The sequence below is a fragment of the Bartonella sp. AP65SXKL genome (assembly GCF_042195725.1).
Taxonomy (GTDB): domain Bacteria; phylum Pseudomonadota; class Alphaproteobacteria; order Rhizobiales; family Rhizobiaceae; genus Bartonella.
Genome location: NZ_JBHIOW010000002.1, coordinates 219686 through 235175 on the forward strand (window position 1 = coordinate 219686; position 15490 = coordinate 235175).

8 protein-coding genes and 2 tRNA genes are annotated in these 15490 nt (G+C 36.7%); 6 read left to right on the forward strand and 4 right to left on the reverse strand.

From position 1 onward, the window contains the following. Positions 1 to 144 precede the first annotated feature (144 nt). The 3 genes from rpsU to ACFIMP_RS02300 form a co-directional block, all read right to left on the reverse strand. Entirely contained in the window at positions 145 to 378 is a 234-nt protein-coding gene (rpsU, locus tag ACFIMP_RS02290; protein ID WP_012754552.1) for a 30S ribosomal protein S21, read from the reverse strand. 185 nt (positions 379 to 563) lie between these two features. After that, positions 564 to 2237, reverse strand: coding sequence for a formate--tetrahydrofolate ligase (locus tag ACFIMP_RS02295; RefSeq protein ID WP_375611441.1), 1674 nt, complete (start codon positions 2235 to 2237; stop codon positions 564 to 566). Between the two features lie 755 nt (positions 2238 to 2992). Beyond that, positions 2993 to 3069 (reverse strand) — tRNA-Arg (locus tag ACFIMP_RS02300). 367 nt (positions 3070 to 3436) lie between these two features. On the opposite strand from ACFIMP_RS02300, the gene ACFIMP_RS02305 reads away from it, so the two are divergent. The 3 genes from ACFIMP_RS02305 to pgi all read left to right on the forward strand — a co-directional run bounded on the left by ACFIMP_RS02305 (position 3437) and on the right by pgi (position 9561). After that, positions 3437 to 4576, forward strand: coding sequence for an efflux RND transporter periplasmic adaptor subunit (locus tag ACFIMP_RS02305; RefSeq protein WP_375612839.1), 1140 nt, complete (start codon positions 3437 to 3439; stop codon positions 4574 to 4576). Next, positions 4573 to 7707 carry an efflux RND transporter permease subunit gene (locus tag ACFIMP_RS02310; RefSeq protein WP_375612840.1) on the forward strand — a complete coding sequence of 1045 codons (3135 nt, stop codon included), beginning with the start codon at positions 4573 to 4575 and terminating at the stop codon, positions 7705 to 7707. Before ACFIMP_RS02305 ends, ACFIMP_RS02310 begins: the two co-directional genes overlap by 4 nt. Positions 7708 to 7896: 189 nt before the next feature. Next, positions 7897 to 9561, forward strand: coding sequence for a glucose-6-phosphate isomerase (gene pgi, locus ACFIMP_RS02315; RefSeq protein ID WP_375612841.1), 1665 nt, complete (start codon positions 7897 to 7899; stop codon positions 9559 to 9561). Positions 9562 to 9878: 317 nt separating this feature from the next. Here pgi and ACFIMP_RS02320 read toward each other — a convergent pair. Next, positions 9879 to 9968 (reverse strand) — tRNA-Ser (locus tag ACFIMP_RS02320). Positions 9969 to 10253: 285 nt separating this feature from the next. Here ACFIMP_RS02320 and rplU point away from each other — a divergent pair. The 3 genes from rplU to ptsP all read left to right on the forward strand — a co-directional run bounded on the left by rplU (position 10254) and on the right by ptsP (position 14963). Further along, complete coding sequence (gene rplU / locus ACFIMP_RS02325) at positions 10254 to 10733, forward strand: 50S ribosomal protein L21 (RefSeq protein ID WP_375612842.1); 480 nt, start codon at positions 10254 to 10256, stop codon at positions 10731 to 10733. A gap of 12 nt (positions 10734 to 10745) precedes the next feature. After that, on the forward strand, positions 10746 to 11015 hold the full coding sequence (gene rpmA, locus ACFIMP_RS02330) for a 50S ribosomal protein L27 (protein WP_100130483.1): 270 nt from the start codon (positions 10746 to 10748) through the stop codon (positions 11013 to 11015). A gap of 1416 nt (positions 11016 to 12431) precedes the next feature. Continuing rightward, positions 12432 to 14963 (forward strand): phosphoenolpyruvate--protein phosphotransferase, encoded by a 2532-nt coding sequence (gene ptsP / locus ACFIMP_RS02335; protein ID WP_375685951.1) that lies wholly within the window; start codon positions 12432 to 12434, stop codon positions 14961 to 14963. Positions 14964 to 15490: the final 527 nt, after the last annotated feature.

Sequence of the window (15490 nt, forward strand, 5' to 3'; positions counted from 1 at the left end):
TATTATTTTCAAATAACTAACATATTAGATAACATTGTACATAAAAACCTACACAAGCAATTCATCGCAATTGCCTATGAAGATAAAATTTTCTAGTAGCTTACTATCTATTGCTTATGCAATTATATAATATCATAAAGTATATTACTTTACCGCAACAGTTCGTCCGTTACTAACAAAACCTTCTCTTTGTGCACGCTTACGAGCAAGCTTACGTGTACGACGAATAGCTTCAGCTTTTTCACGAGCACGCTTCTCAGATGGCTTCTCATAATAACTACGCATTTTCATTTCACGGAAGATACCTTCACGCTGCATCTTTTTTTTCAACGCGCGGAGCGCTTGATCAACATTATTATCACGAACGAGTACTTGCACTATTTATCCTGCTTTTTTCAGTGTCACAAATAATAGGAAAACCTACGTCCTTTTAAAGGCATATCCAAAAGGACAGAAACTTATACCATATAAATAAGACATTTGTCTATATCGCTTTTAAAAATTCTATTTTTTTTGTAATAAAATGCTTTTTATAATGAATGATAGATTTCATGATTATAAACTTATGAAAGTCCTTGTATTTGATCATTTTCGTCAAGATGAATTTTTTCCGCCGTGGGATAATGGGGTAGTCCCGGCATGGTCATAACATCTCCACAAATGACAACAATAAAGCCGGCTCCCGCACAGAGACGAACTTCTCGTATGGGAATTTCAAAATCAACAGGAGCTCCGTATTGCTTGGGATCAGAAGAAAAAGAATAAGGTGTTTTGGCCATACAAATAGGGTAGACGCCAAAACCTTCTTTTTCCCAAGTTTCAAGTTGTTTGAGAATAGGGGCTGAGATGATGGCGCCACGTCCACCGTATAGCTTTGTTATAATACAATTAATTTTTTGAACGAGTGGAATATCATCTTGATAGAGAACTTTAAAATCAGAATCGTGCTTTTCAATCAAGGTAACGAGTTCTTGTGCAAGTTCTATAGCGCCTTTTCCACCTTGTTCCCAATGCTTACAGATAATAGCTTTGTGTCCAGTTGTTGCAACTATTTTTTGTAATGTTTTTATTTCAGCATCGCTATCGCTGTCAAAATGATTGATAGCCACAACACAAGGAATACCGTAGTGCTTCATATTTTTTATGTGTCGTAAAAGATTGGCAGCTCCTTTTTCTAAAGCGGTGATATTTTCTTCTGTCAGGTTATTTTTATCCAGACCACCATTCATTTTTAATGCACGAATAGTTGCGACGATCACTGTAGCATTTGGTACAATACCTGCTTGCCTACATTTGATATTGAAGAACTTTTCTGCTCCAAGATCTGCTCCAAACCCTGCTTCTGTGACAACATAATCAGCAAGTTTTAAAGCAGTTTTTGTTGCTATAACTGAATTGCAACCATGAGCAATGTTGGCAAAAGGTCCTCCATGAACGAGAACAGGATTATTTTCAATTGTCTGTACGAGATTGGGTTGTATAGCATCTTTGAGAAGAACTGCCATTGCACCTTCCGCATTGAGATCAGCAACGGTGATGGGCGTTTTATCATAACGATAAGCAACAATAATTTTTTTGAGTCTTTGTGTAAGGTTTTCTAAATTTTCAGAGAGACAAAGAAGCGCCATAATTTCTGATGCAACAGTAATATCAAAACCTGTTTGACGGGGAAAACCATTTGTTATGCCCCCCAATGAAATGACAATATCGCGCAATACACGGTCATTCATATCAAGAACGCGTTTCCAAACAATGCGACGTGGATCAATGTTTAGAGTATTTCCCCAATAAAGATGATTATCTATCATTGCGGCAAGAAGATTATGAGCAGATGTAATAGCATGAAAATCACCGGTAAAATGTAAATTAAGGTCATCCATTGGAATGACTTGCGCATAACCACCACCAGCAGCACCACCTTTTACACCAAAACAGGGACCTAAAGATGGTTCTCTCAAGGTAGCTATTGTTTTTTTACCAATAAGATTAAGAGCATCACTTAGTCCAACTGTTGTTGTTGTTTTGCCTTCTCCGGCAGGTGTGGGATTGATAGCTGTGACAAGGATAAGTTTACCATCTGGATTTTTATTAAGCGATTTTATGTATTCAGAAGAAATTTTAGCTTTATCATGACCATAGGGAATGAGATTTTCATGTGAAATACCAATTTTTTGTGCAATTTCAATAATATGTTGCTTTTTAGCAGTGCGAGCAATTTCAATATCAGTTTTAGGCATGGAAAAATTCTTTAAATTCAGCTTTTATTAATGTTTGAGATCTGTACTCCATGGATTAATTAGAAAAATTCATAGAGAACAGAAAAATATTAAGATATCATAGAAATCGATGATATGCCATGCAAGAGATAATGCTAAAGAAGCACAAGAAGAGTTTTATTGTTTTTTAGGAAAAAGAATCTCTTTGCTTTTAAGCAGTAAAAATACGTTTAATTCAATTAAAAATATTGCGAAAAGAAGCTTTGGTTTGCAACAAATGCTGATGATATTAATGGATACCATAAGTGTTTCATAGTAGTACGTTTGAGAAGTAGTTTATTTATTCTTTCCAACAACACACTGAAAAAGTTTCACATGGTGGTAAACCGGAATTTATGGCGGCACATCTGAAGTCCCTCTTAAGATGGGACTGCTAGGAATAAAATATCCAGAAACATCCAATTATGGAACAATTAGAAATAAGCACGTAAAAAATTACCTAACTGAGTAGAGAGTATAATCCGGAAGAGACCAAAAACAAGCGCATAGATTGATAAAAGAAAACAACAACATACGCTACTCATGCAATCGCTACGATTATAAGCTAATAAAAGCACCTTAGAGCTGAATTGAAGGACTCATAACATCTTATTCTAGCAAAATGGCTAAAGAAACGACTCACAACAGAATGAAATAACAAAATACAAAGATAGGTAAAAATAAATCACAAAATAAAGAATTTAAAAAGTCTGACTTTATAAGAAGATATTGATAGATGGCGCACCCGAAGAGATTCGAACTCCTGACCCCCAGATTCGTAGTCTGGTGCTCTATCCAGCTGAGCTACGGGTGCATACATTTCAATTTTTTACATTGTCTAAGACAAAGGGTTCCTAATCGTTTCATTAAAGAAATGCAAGTGAAACTTGAGTCGTCATAAAAAAAATCTCTCTTTTTTATGATATATTTTAAAAAAGGATATAATATATTATGGCTTCAGTTGGTTTTGATATGAACATTTTTTTGTCATGACCATACAAAGCAATATGAACGATAGTTAACTTGACGTTTTAATCTATGAAAGATAGTCAAGCAGAGATGAGATGTGTTTTTTGCGGTGGGGGTAAGATATATACACCCGCTGTTGGGTTTTTGTGTAAAACGCCGATATTACTGTTGAAAACTATTTCAGATGAACATGACACAGCAAGGGCGGATGTATGGCGTTATTAAAAAAGAGCTTTCCATTAGTGTTTTTAATCGTTGTTTTAACGGTTACTTATTGGGCTGGAAAAAAGAGTGCAGACCAACCCATTTCTATGGTGGATAAAACAAGAGTATCGGATAAAGCTTCAAATGAAAAAATGGGAAGGCCACCGGTAAATGTTGTCGTTGATCTTGTAAAAGTTCAAGATCTTTATGAACAACTTAACGTTCTTGGGAGTGGAAAAGCTCTTGCAGAAGTCGAGCTTACCCCTTTATCCTCAGGTGTTATTGATAAGCTTTTTGTATCAGCGGGTACAAAAGTACAAGCTGATGATGTGATTGCAAAGCTTGATTCTAAAAAAGAAGAAATAGCGGCTGCAAAAGCAAAAGTGCAACGTGATAACAATGCGTTGACGCTTTCGCGTATTCTTAAATTACGCGCCAGCAATACAGCAACGGAAGTTCAAGAAATTATGGCACGCTTAGAGTTGGATAACGCAAATTTAGTTTTGCGTAATGCTGAATTAGATCTCGATCGGCGAACAATTCGAGCACCGATTCCTGGAGTTGTTGGTATTTTGCCCGTTGATGCGGGGAATAACGTGACCCTTAATACTGTAATAGGCCGTATTGAGAATAGAGAACGTATTTTGGTCGATATATGGGCCCCTGAACGATATGTGTCGCGCATCCATAAAGGAGATGAGGTAACGGCAACGTTAATCGCGCAGCCAGATAGATCTTTTGTTGGTCATATTTATGCGATTGATAATATCGTTGATCCAGAAAGTCGCACACTTCATGTTCAGGTTGAAATCAATAATGAAAAAGATACGCTCATGTCTGGTATGTCCTTTTCTGTTTCCTTGCAGTTTCATGGTGGTTCTTTTCCTGTCGTTAATCCTCTTGCAGTTCAATGGAATAGTAAAGGGTCATTCGTTTGGCGTGTGAGAGAAGGAAAAGTAGAGTCTATTCCCGTAACAATTATTCAGCATAAAGCCGATCATGTTTTCGTGAAAGCTCCCCTAGAAAATGGTGATCAAGTTGTCATTCAAGGGGTGCAAATGCTTTATCCAGGAAGTAAAGTAACTATTGATGATCCAAAGTCTCATCAACAGCAATTATCAGTAGGTTATGGAACGGATATACAATGAGCCAAGAATTGAGCACAAAACAGCCTATGTCAAAGGTGGAGCAAGGTGGTCTCATTACCTTATTTATTCGCAGACCGGTTTTTACTCTTGTTTTGAATGCTATGATCATCATTGCAGGATTTGCAGCATGGTTAAATGTTGATGTAAGAGAATTACCCGATGTTGATACTCCTGTAACAACGATTGTGACGATGTTTTCTGGTGCATCGGCAGAAACAATTGATCGTGAAGTTACAAAAGTTATAGAAGATGCTGTTTCTCGTGTTTCAGGTGTTAAGACGATTTCTTCAACGTCTTCTTTTGGACGCTCCCGTGTGAAGATTAACTTTAATGTCGGTGTTGATTTGAATGTTGCAGCATCTGATATTCGTGATGCTCTCTCTCGTGTTACCTATTCTTTACCGAAAGATGCGGATTCGCCTTTGATTATTAAAGCAGATTCGAATGCTGCTGCCATGATGTATTTGGTTGTGACGTCACCAACAATGAGTGTTGATGATTTAACCACGATTGTAAACGATCAGATTGTTGATGCTATTTCTGCTGTTGATGGTGTTGGTGATGTACAGGTCGATAGTGCTCGCACAAAGATTTTTCAGATTGATATAGATCAAGCAAAACTTGCAAGTTATGGATTAACTGTAGCAGATATTTCACGTGTTCTTGCTGATATGACAACAGATGTGCCAGTAGGGTCATTACGCAATTCTAAGCAAACTTTAGTTGTACGTGCTACTGCACGTTTAACAACACCAGAATCTTTTGAACAAGTTGTTTTAAAGCCTCATGTGCATCTTGGTGATGTTGCGCATGTTACTTTATCGCCGGATATAGAAACAGTTATTCTTCGTATCAATGGAAAGACAGGTATTGGATTAGGTATCGTGCGTAAAGCACAATCCAACACTCTTAATATTTCTGAAGGTGTGAGAGCCGTTGTTGATAATCTCAAAAGTATTGTTCCTTCTTCTGTAAATATAGACGTTATTAATGACGATGCAATTTTTATTAAAAGCGCTCTTCATGAGGTTGAAGTTGCGTTGGTCATTGCTATTTTGAGCGTTATCTTGGTCATTTTTCTTTTTCTCAGAGACATTCGTGTAACGCTGATACCTGCTTTATCTCTTCCTGTCGCTTTGATTGGTACCATTGCGGCTATTTATCTTGTAGGATTTTCATTGAATATTCTCACATTTTTAGGACTTGTTTTAGCAACAGGGCTTGTTGTGGATGATGCCATTGTTGTTCTTGAGAATATTGTTCGGTGGCGCAATATGGGATTAGGTTCCAGAGCAGCAGCGGTGATAGGAACACGTGAAGTATTTTTTGCTGTTTTAGCAACAACATTGACATTAGTGGCTGTGTTTGTTCCTATTTCCTTTCTTCCTGGGCAAGTTGGAGGTCTTTTTAGAGAATTTGGTTTTGTTTTGGCAATTTCTATTTTGCTTTCTTCAGTTGTTGCCTTAACGCTTTGTCCAATGTTGGCTTCGCGTTTTCTCAAAGAACATATTGAGGAAAAAGAGGAAAAGTCCCATCATTTTGCTTTTTTATATAAATTAGGTACTTTTTTTCATAAGGCATATACTTACAGTTTGCATAAGTGTTTAGAAAAGCCTTGGGCTGTTGTTTTTGCTTCACTAATTTTTGCCGGTCTTTGTGTTGGAGGCTATACGAAGCTACAACAGGAATTAACGCCAGCAGAAGACAGAGCTGTGATCTTTTTGGTTATTAATGGACCACAAGGTATTTCAACACAATATTTGAACGAGCAAATAGAGCAAATTGAAGCAAGTCTACAGCCATTACGTGATGCAGGGGAGATTGCTAACAGTTACTCTATTGCGGGTGCTGGCGGTTCACCCAATACTGCTTTTTTGATTTTATTGCTTTCATCTTGGGATAAACGTTTACGGAGTCAGCAAGAAATCGTGAAAGATATTAATGCAAAGGTTAAACAGTTTCCCGCAGTTTTTGTGTTTGCTGCGCAGGGAAATTCTCTAGGTGTGAGCGGAACTGGGCAAGGGTTGCAATTTGCAATTCTTGGCAATGATTATGCAATATTACAACCCATTGCTGATAAGCTGGTAAGTGCTTTACAAGATGATCCGCGTTTTATTCGCCCACGCCTTACTGTTGATGCAACACAACCGCAATTTTTTATTGAAATCAATCGAAAAAAAGCCTCCGATTTAGGGATTGATATCACCAATTTGGGCGATACATTACAAACAATGTTGGATGGTAAAAAGATTGGTTCCATTAACGTGGATGATCATTCTTACGATGTTAAATTGATATCGCGTACAAATTCTATGAAGAGTCCTAGCGATTTAGAAAATATTTTTTTAAAAACCAAAGACAATCGATATGTTCCTTTATCGGTTATTGCGCGTTTACATGAAAAAGCTATTGCTCCTCAATTAAAACGGGAAAAACGCATGAGTGCTGTTATTTTAAGCGCAAATCTTACTCCAGATATCGCTTTAGGGGAAGCTTACCAAACTGTACAGAAAATTGCTTCTCCTTTGTTATCAAAAGGAACCTATTTGGTTCCCTTAGGGGAAGCCGAAACGCTTAATGAAACATCTTCCAATTTTATGATTGTTTTTGGCATTGCCTTTTTGATTATTTTATTGATTTTGGCTGCTCAGTTTGAAAGCTTTATTTCAGGATTCATTATTATGGCCACTGTCCCATTAGGGATTGGTTGTGCTGTAATTGCTATGCTATTAAGTGGTGTAAGTCTTAATATTTACAGCCAAATTGGATTAATTTTGTTAATTGGTGTTATGGCAAAAAATGGTATTCTCATTGTTGAATTTGCAGATCAATTACGCGATCAGGGAAGAAGCGTGCGTGAAGCCGTAGAAGAAGCAGCAAACATTCGCCTTCGTCCAGTTTGTATGACAATGATTTGTGCCATTTTAGGAGGTATTCCTTTGGTTTTGGCCAAAGGTGCTGGCGCAGAAGCTCGTATAGCCTTAGGTTGGGTTATCGTTGGTGGCTTAGGTTTAGCAACTATTTTTACGCTTTATGTCACACCGGTTGTTTATCTTTTTTTAGGGCGTTTTATAAGACCAAAAGCAGAAGAAGATTTACGTTTAACAAAAGAACTCAATCAAGTTAAATGATGTATATGATAGAAAAGATTTGAAAGTTTATTCTTGTAAAAATATCATTTTCGGATCTTATCCTTTTATTTTGTATATTCCTTCATTTTTATGTGAGCAGTGAAAATAGCGAGCAATAAAGGAGGTGTTTTCTGCTTTGTTATTGTTTGGGCATAGATTTCATTATCAATAACCGTATAGGATAAGCTTATGGGAGATAGCTTTTCGATTCGAAATGAAATGGCTTTTGAAGCCACATTAAAAGCTTTAAGAAACCATGCCGCAAAGGATGGGGTCTATGATATTCGTCGGCATTTTGTAGAAGATGAACAGCGTTTTTCCCATTTTTCCCTCAGACTTGATGATCTTCTTTTCGATTTTTCAAAATGTGGTGTGACATTTAAAACATTGCAACTTCTAGATGATTTAGCGGTCGCAGCAGATGTGTTAGGCCGGCGTGATGCAATGTTTTCTGGTAAGGCGATTAATACAACTGAAAAACGCTCAGTTCTTCATATTGCATTACGTTTACCTGCTGATGAAATTTTCATGTTGGATGGTCATAATCTTATTCGCGATATTCAAGACGTCCTTGAAGATATGGAAAGATTTTCTGAAAAGGTGCGTGATGGAAGCTATAAGGGAAGCAGTGGCGAGAGAATAAGTGATATTGTCAATATTGGTATTGGTGGTTCTGATCTTGGTCCTGCAATGGTCACATATGCTTTAAAACCTTATCATGATGGTCCACAGTGTCATTTTGTTTCGAATGCTGACAGTGCCCATATTTCTGATACTCTCTCTATTTTGAATCCAGCAACAACGCTGTTTGTCATTGCTTCTAAAACTTTTACAACGGCTGAAACAATGGTCAATGCTCAAGTTGCACGTCAGTGGATTTGTTCACATTTAGGAGAAGAAGCCGTTTGTACGCATTTTGTTGCTGTTTCAAGTGCGCTTGATAAAGTGGCAGAATTTGGCATAGATTCCACAAGAGTTTTTAAATTTTGGAATTGGGTTGGAGGACGTTATTCAATTTGGTCAGCCATTGGACTTGTTGTTATGTTTGCAATAGGTGGTGGAAATTTTCGCCAATTTCTCAATGGTGCTTTGCAAATGGATCAACATTTTAAAACTATGCCTTTGCATAAAAATATTCCTATTCGTTTTGCTCTTTTAGGATTCTGGCATCGTGTTATTTGTGGTTATTCATCACGTTCGATCATTCCTTATGCACAGCGTTTAATACATTTTCCAGCTTATTTACAACAGCTTGATATGGAATCAAATGGTAAACAAGTCTCGCTGGATGGAAAACCATTAAGTTTTTCAAGTGGTCCAATTGTTTGGGGGGATTCAGGAACAAATAGTCAACATGCTTTTTTTCAGCTTCTGCATCAAGGAACAGATATTATTCCTGTAGAATTTATTTTATTTATAAAAGGGCATGAGAAAAAATTACATTCTATGTATGAGATGTTGCTAGCAAACGGTTTAGCACAATCAAAAGCCTTGATGAAGGGGCGTAGTCTTGAAGATGCTCGGCATATCTTGATAAAAAATGGAGTTGATGAGGGTGAAGCAGACCATTTAGCACGTCATAGAAGTTTTAAAGGAAACCGTCCCAGCATTACGCTGGTTCAAGATTCATTAACACCTTTTGCACTCGGTCGTCTTATTGCGCTTTATGAACATCGCACTTTTGTTGAAGGGATTTTAATGAATATTAATTCATTTGATCAATGGGGTGTTGAACTTGGTAAAGAATTAGCAAACGAGTTACTACCAATTCTTCGTGGAGAAAGTAAAGCGGATAATCGTGATAGTTCAACATTAGGGTTGCTAGCACATATTCAAGCAAGACGTGCAAAATAATATAATTTTACAGTAGGTTTTGTACTAACTAAGCAAAAGTAGAATGAGAGAGAAATATGAGATAATTCTTTAATTTTACTATGCCTTCTCTTATTATCTGGATTAGATTTATGTAACAGAAAATCAAAAAAGTGCAAAAATTGTAAAAATGAGAATTTATTCGCAAAAACGATAAAGACCTTTGAGAGGTCTTTGAAGACCCTTTGAGCCCCCCTTAAAATCCTTCGAAAAAAATAAATTGGTACAAAACCTGCTGACAAGCTACAACCGGAAAGCTACGATTAAAGACAGTTTTAATAATATCGCTTTATAAACTGTGGCGGAGAGAGAGGGATTTGAACCCCCGATAGAGTTGCCCCTATGCCGCATTTCGAGTGCGGTGCTTTCAACCACTCAGCCATCTCTCCATAATAAAGTGAAACAAAAATCGGCACTATTTGAGTGTATAAGGGGTAGATAACCTTCAATTGTTTTTGGTACAACCTTTTTTTCTTTTTTATGGGACTTTATTGACAGAGAATAGAAATTCCTTCATATATACAAAATATAAGCGTGGGGAAATCTGCGCATATTTGTGTTAAAGAAGGTTTTATCCTTCTTTGGGATCTATTACGACTGATAAAAAGCAGCCTATTTTCCCTTATTTCAAGGCAGAAATTAAATAAGAGCTGGAGTGAACGGAAGGATAAAAAATGTTCGCAGTCATTAAAACTGGTGGTAAGCAATACCGCATTGTTGCTAATCAAGTGGTAAAAGTTGAAAAAGTTAGTGGAAATGCGGGTGATGTTGTTGAATTCAATGACATATTAATGGTTGGGCAAGAAGGTAATGCGGTTATTGGTACCCCTGTCGTTGCTGATGCATTGGTGACAGCTGAGATTTTAGAACAGGCACGTGGGCGCAAGGTTATCGCATTTAAGAAGCGCCGTCGTCAAAATTCTAAACGCACGCGTGGCCATCGTCAAGAATTTACGAGGCTTCGTGTTTTAGAAATATTAATGGGTGGTTCAAAACCTAAAAAAGTTGCTGCAAAACCGATAAAAGAAGAAGCAATTACACCAAAAGAAACAAAAGCTGCTGCTTCTGTTGAGAAGACGGCTAAAAAAACAGTTGAAAAAAAGACTGCGCCGCAGAAGAAAGCGTCTGTAGCATCAAAGAGTAAGAAAGATTAAAGGAGAGCGTCTATGGCACATAAAAAAGCTGGTGGTTCCTCGCGTAATGGTCGTGATTCAGAATCGAAACGTCTAGGCGTTAAAAAATTTGGTGGTGAAACCGTTATTGCCGGAAATATTATTATTCGCCAGCGTGGTACACGTTGGCATCCTGGTAACAATGTTGGTATTGGAAAAGATCATACGCTTTTTGCATTATCAAATGGAAAGGTTTCTTTTCAACGCAAAGCGGGTAATCGTTCCTATGTTTCAGTCATTCCTATGCTGGAGGCAGCAGAGTAATCTGTAACACTCTCTAGAAATCAACAGGATTTCATTGAATTATAGTTGTGGTTTTATAAGTATTAAAAGGGAAAGATAGAGTCTTATCTTTCCCTTTTTGCGTTGGTACTATAATAAATGTAGGAGATATACGAAAAAGGTAGAATTGAGGAAATGGCTTTTCTCAATGAGGGAAAAAGTTTCTGCGCTGTTATGTTAGTATTTAGTACTGAACATATTGATATTATGATAGAGTTTGTTGATAAGTTTCTGTATAATAATAGTGAGGAGAGACTTTCTTTTTATGTATGAAGAAGCGTCGAGTAATTTCTTATAAGAGAAGCAGTTTGTTTTCAGAAAATTATGAGAAATTTAATGAGAGCATTATTGATGTAATCATTTTGATAAAGATGGATCTTTTTATCGGCATTGTGGTATTGATGAGTTGTCATACTGTTTTTAGGTGGTAGTGTGGATAGGTGGGGCTATTCATTTAAAAAGACATAGGGATAAAAAATCCATAAAAAGGTAGTCAAAACTACTTTGAAAGTGACGTGCATTAAGGAATTTTCGGTAAATCGAGAGTGAAATTATATTTTTAAGGAGGACGGTGTTTAAAGATATAAAAATAACCAACGTGCAATCAGCGCCCTTCAAGAATATTTTTTCTGATTTCACTATTATTGTGTATTGTTGAAAATAAACAAGCATAAGAGCTAGAGTTAAGGCAATAATTGCGTTTCATTTTTTACTTTATTTATCTTATTTGTAGAGTTTTTCTTGATTTTAGTTGTTGGTGATGGTGCTTGGAGGGTGTCGTACTTTGCAAATGTGCGACAGAGGGCATTGTGTATTTACGATATTGATTGAAGTAAAGGTGTGGCTTAAAATATATAAATATTATATATCGAGGGTTTGATATCATAAGATGGGCAGCACGGAATTTTAAAGATGATAAGTTGCATGGAGCAATTTGTAATTATGTAATGAATTTATAAAGAGGGATAATAGGTTAAATAAACTTTGAGGAATCAATCAAAATATTAGCTGAAGTTACGGATGATTGGGAAGGATGCTTTCTTGTAGGAAAAATAATGAAAAGTTATGTTGGATAACTTAGGATCAACTTAGGATAATAAGAGCATTTTGAAAGCATAGTTTTTCAGGTGATTGGTGCTGTAAAAAACGGGGTTTTGTCTTTGTAAAGTAAAAGAGTAAGAGGCAGACTTGTTTATGATGGTTTTAAGCACTTAGGTGGATAATAATATCTAATTGTTTTATCGGTTATATTGAGGTATTTAAGCACCTCACTTAGCTATATTCTGTAAAATATAAAGAGAGCTGTGGTGGTATTTATAGCTTGTATTTTGGGAAATGCAGCTTTGAAAAGGAATGTATCAGAGATATTGGTGTTCAAATGTGAGGCAATTTGAATTCATGATGAGATATGAGAAAGCAGAAGCAATGAATGTAGATTTTGCTGATGGTGAAATCTTGTCTATAAGATCTGTACAACTTGCAGCTGCTTTTGATCATAAAAATGATGCAATTTATGCTGCTGCTGAATTGCTTATGCAGGTTGGTGCAGTTGATAAGTGTTATCTGGCAAGCATGCTTGCACGTGAAGAAACAACCAATACTTGGCTTGGAAATGGTATAGCCATTCCTCATGGTATGGCTGAAAATCGTGATTTAATTATCAAGGATGCTGTTGCTGTTATACAGGTTCCTGCTGGTGTTGAGTGGCAGGATGGCAAGAAAGCATATTTGGTTATTGCCATTGCAGCGTGTCCAGATCGCTATAGAGAAATTTGTAAAAAATTGACGTCTCTTTTATTTGATAAAAAACAGCTTGAAGTACTTGCAACAACTATGGACAAACAACAAATTGTTACAACTTTGTTTGACCAAAATATGAAGATAGAAAAAACTTTTATTGGTGACCTTTCTGTGTGTCAGGAATGGACTTTAGATTATCCAAGTGGTCTTCATGCACGACCAGCTTCTCTTTGGGTTGATTTTGCGAAAAAGGCTCAAAGTTCCATCAGAGTTCGCCATGGTCAATATACCGTTGAAATGAAAAATTTGGTTGGTTTATTGCAATTAGGAGTAAAAAACGGTGATGTTCTGATTTTTTCTACAGATGCTGCAGAAGGAGCACAACTTCTCAATGATGCCATTGCTATTGCAAAAAAAGTGAGTATTAGTGAAAAATGTCTGATGAGAGCAATGGAATCTCAAACAAAGGCTTTTCATGGTTGGTATCCACGCTCTATGCAAAAAGGCATTTCTGGTGTTGGAGCGAGTTCAGGATTAGCATTTGGTAAGATTTTTGTTTTAAGGCAAAATGATATTTCCATAATAGATCAGCCAATTGATTTTGCAGCTGGTGCAGCATGTCTTGAAAATGCTCTTACAAAAACAAAACATAAAATGGCATCTGTGATTTCTGATATTACAGTGCGTATGGGAGCAGATTCTGCTGCGATTTTTTCTGCGCAAATGGTTTTGCTTGAAGATGAAAATTTAATAGCTCAAGCTTGTCGTTTTATAGCGGAAGGTCATGGTGTCGCTTGGTCTTGGGATAGAGCGGTTCGTCAATTTTCAGATATGTTTTTTAAGGTAGATAATCCTTTGTTAGCAGCACGTGCTGTTAATTTAGTTGATGTTGGTCGACGTGTTTTAGGTGAAATCAATCCATCCTATAGATCGTTCTTTTTAAATGATATTCCACATGGTGTAATTCTGGTTACAAATGACCTTTCTCCTTCTGATGTAGCACAACTTGATTGTACAAGGGTAAAAGGATTAGCAACAGCATGGGGAGGTCCATTATCTCATACAGCTATTTTGGCGCGTACTCTTGGTATTCCAATGGTTGTTGCTGCAGGTGATGATATTTTAGCAATTCAGTCTGATATTCAGGCTATTATTGATGGCGATAATGGGTTTATTTACCTTAATCCTACGCTTGAAGACGTTGAAGATGCTCAAAGGCATATTGATACTGTTGCGCAAAAACGTGTCAGTGAAATAAATGCATGTAGATTACCAGCGCAAACGACAGATGGTCAAAGAATTCGTATCATGGCTAATGTCAACTACGCAAATCAGGTTCCTGTTGCGCTTGATTTAGGGGCTGAAGGTGTTGGACTCATGCGCACGGAATTTTTGTTTTTAGAGAATCCATATATTCCGGATGAAGAGCTACAATTTAATATATATCGGGCGATGATTACAGCTGTAGGAGATAAGCCATTAATTATTCGTGCACTTGATATTGGTGGAGATAAACAGGTTACGCATTTACATTTATCTAAAGAGGACAATCCTTTTTTAGGTGTTCGAGGAACGCGGCTTTTGTTACGTCGACGTGATCTTTTGGTGCCTCAATTACGTGCTTTATATCGAGCGGCAAAAGAGGGTGGAGATCTATGGATTGTGTTTCCGATGGTCATGTCTGTTTCAGAGATTGTCGCTATAAAAAAGATTGCAGAGGAAATCCGCAACGATGTTGATGCACCAAAATTAAAACTTGGTATTATGATCGAAGTTCCAGCAGCGGCCATTATGGCAGATGTATTAAGCGCCCATGTTGATTTTTTTTCAATTGGAACCAATGACCTAACACAGTATACAATGGCTGTTGATCGGCAAAGTCCGTACCTTGTGTCTGAAGCTGATAGCCTTGATCCAGCAGTTTTGCGTATGATTTATCAGACTATTCAGGGAGCTGCACAACATAAGTGTTGGGTTAGTGTATGTGGTGGTATGGCTGGAGATCCTTTTGGTGCAATGATTTTGACTGGATTGGGAATTCATGAGCTTTCTATGATATCTTGCGATATTTCTCCAGTAAAGGCGTGTTTACAGACTCATAGTTTTGAAGATATGAAAATTTTAGCACAAAAAGCATTACAATGTGAAACTGCACGAGCTGTACGTGCTCTAAGCAAGGATATAAGGTGATAAAGAACATTAAGGGAAAAGAACGAGCTCATTTTGCAGAGTAATCAGATCTTTAGTGCTGTAAAACATTATCCTTTAAGACGATTATTAACAACATATTAATTTATAATGGTAATTTATCGTTTTACATAATGAGAACTCTAAATATCGTAAGGTTTTTTCGTTTTAAATTTCTCTATATTAAATTAATAAAATTATTCTTTTATACATTACAAGGAGGAGTAATGTATGGATAAAAACACTTTAGGAAAGAATAAATGCCTTTTATGCATTCTCTTAAATAGCAGGGGATGTTGCAACATTAGGGGATAAATAGCGTGATCGTACTTGGCTTTTCCTTTTTATTTAAGAAAAGATGATGCTATCCAATAGATTTTATACCACTCATAGACACCGTATGAGGTAGATGTGACAAGCTTTAAGAGATGTTTTTTAACAAACGTGTGGATGAGAAAGAAAATATATTTTTAGAGTATTCTGTTTTGTTATGAGACCATATCCCACTTAAAGAATGCGATAATCAAAAG

Coding starts and splice junctions, on each gene's coding strand:
- pgi (WP_375612841.1), top strand. CDS start 7,897: ATGGGAGATAGCTTTTCGATTCGAAATGAAATGGCTTTTGAAGCCACA.
- rpmA (WP_100130483.1), top strand. CDS start 10,746: ATGGCACATAAAAAAGCTGGTGGTTCCTCGCGTAATGGTCGTGATTCA.
- ACFIMP_RS02295 (WP_375611441.1), bottom strand. CDS start 2,237: ATGCCTAAAACTGATATTGAAATTGCTCGCACTGCTAAAAAGCAACAT.
- ACFIMP_RS02305 (WP_375612839.1), top strand. CDS start 3,437: ATGGCGTTATTAAAAAAGAGCTTTCCATTAGTGTTTTTAATCGTTGTT.
- rplU (WP_375612842.1), top strand. CDS start 10,254: ATGTTCGCAGTCATTAAAACTGGTGGTAAGCAATACCGCATTGTTGCT.
- ptsP (WP_375685951.1), top strand. CDS start 12,432: ATGATGAGATATGAGAAAGCAGAAGCAATGAATGTAGATTTTGCTGAT.
- ACFIMP_RS02310 (WP_375612840.1), top strand. CDS start 4,573: ATGAGCCAAGAATTGAGCACAAAACAGCCTATGTCAAAGGTGGAGCAA.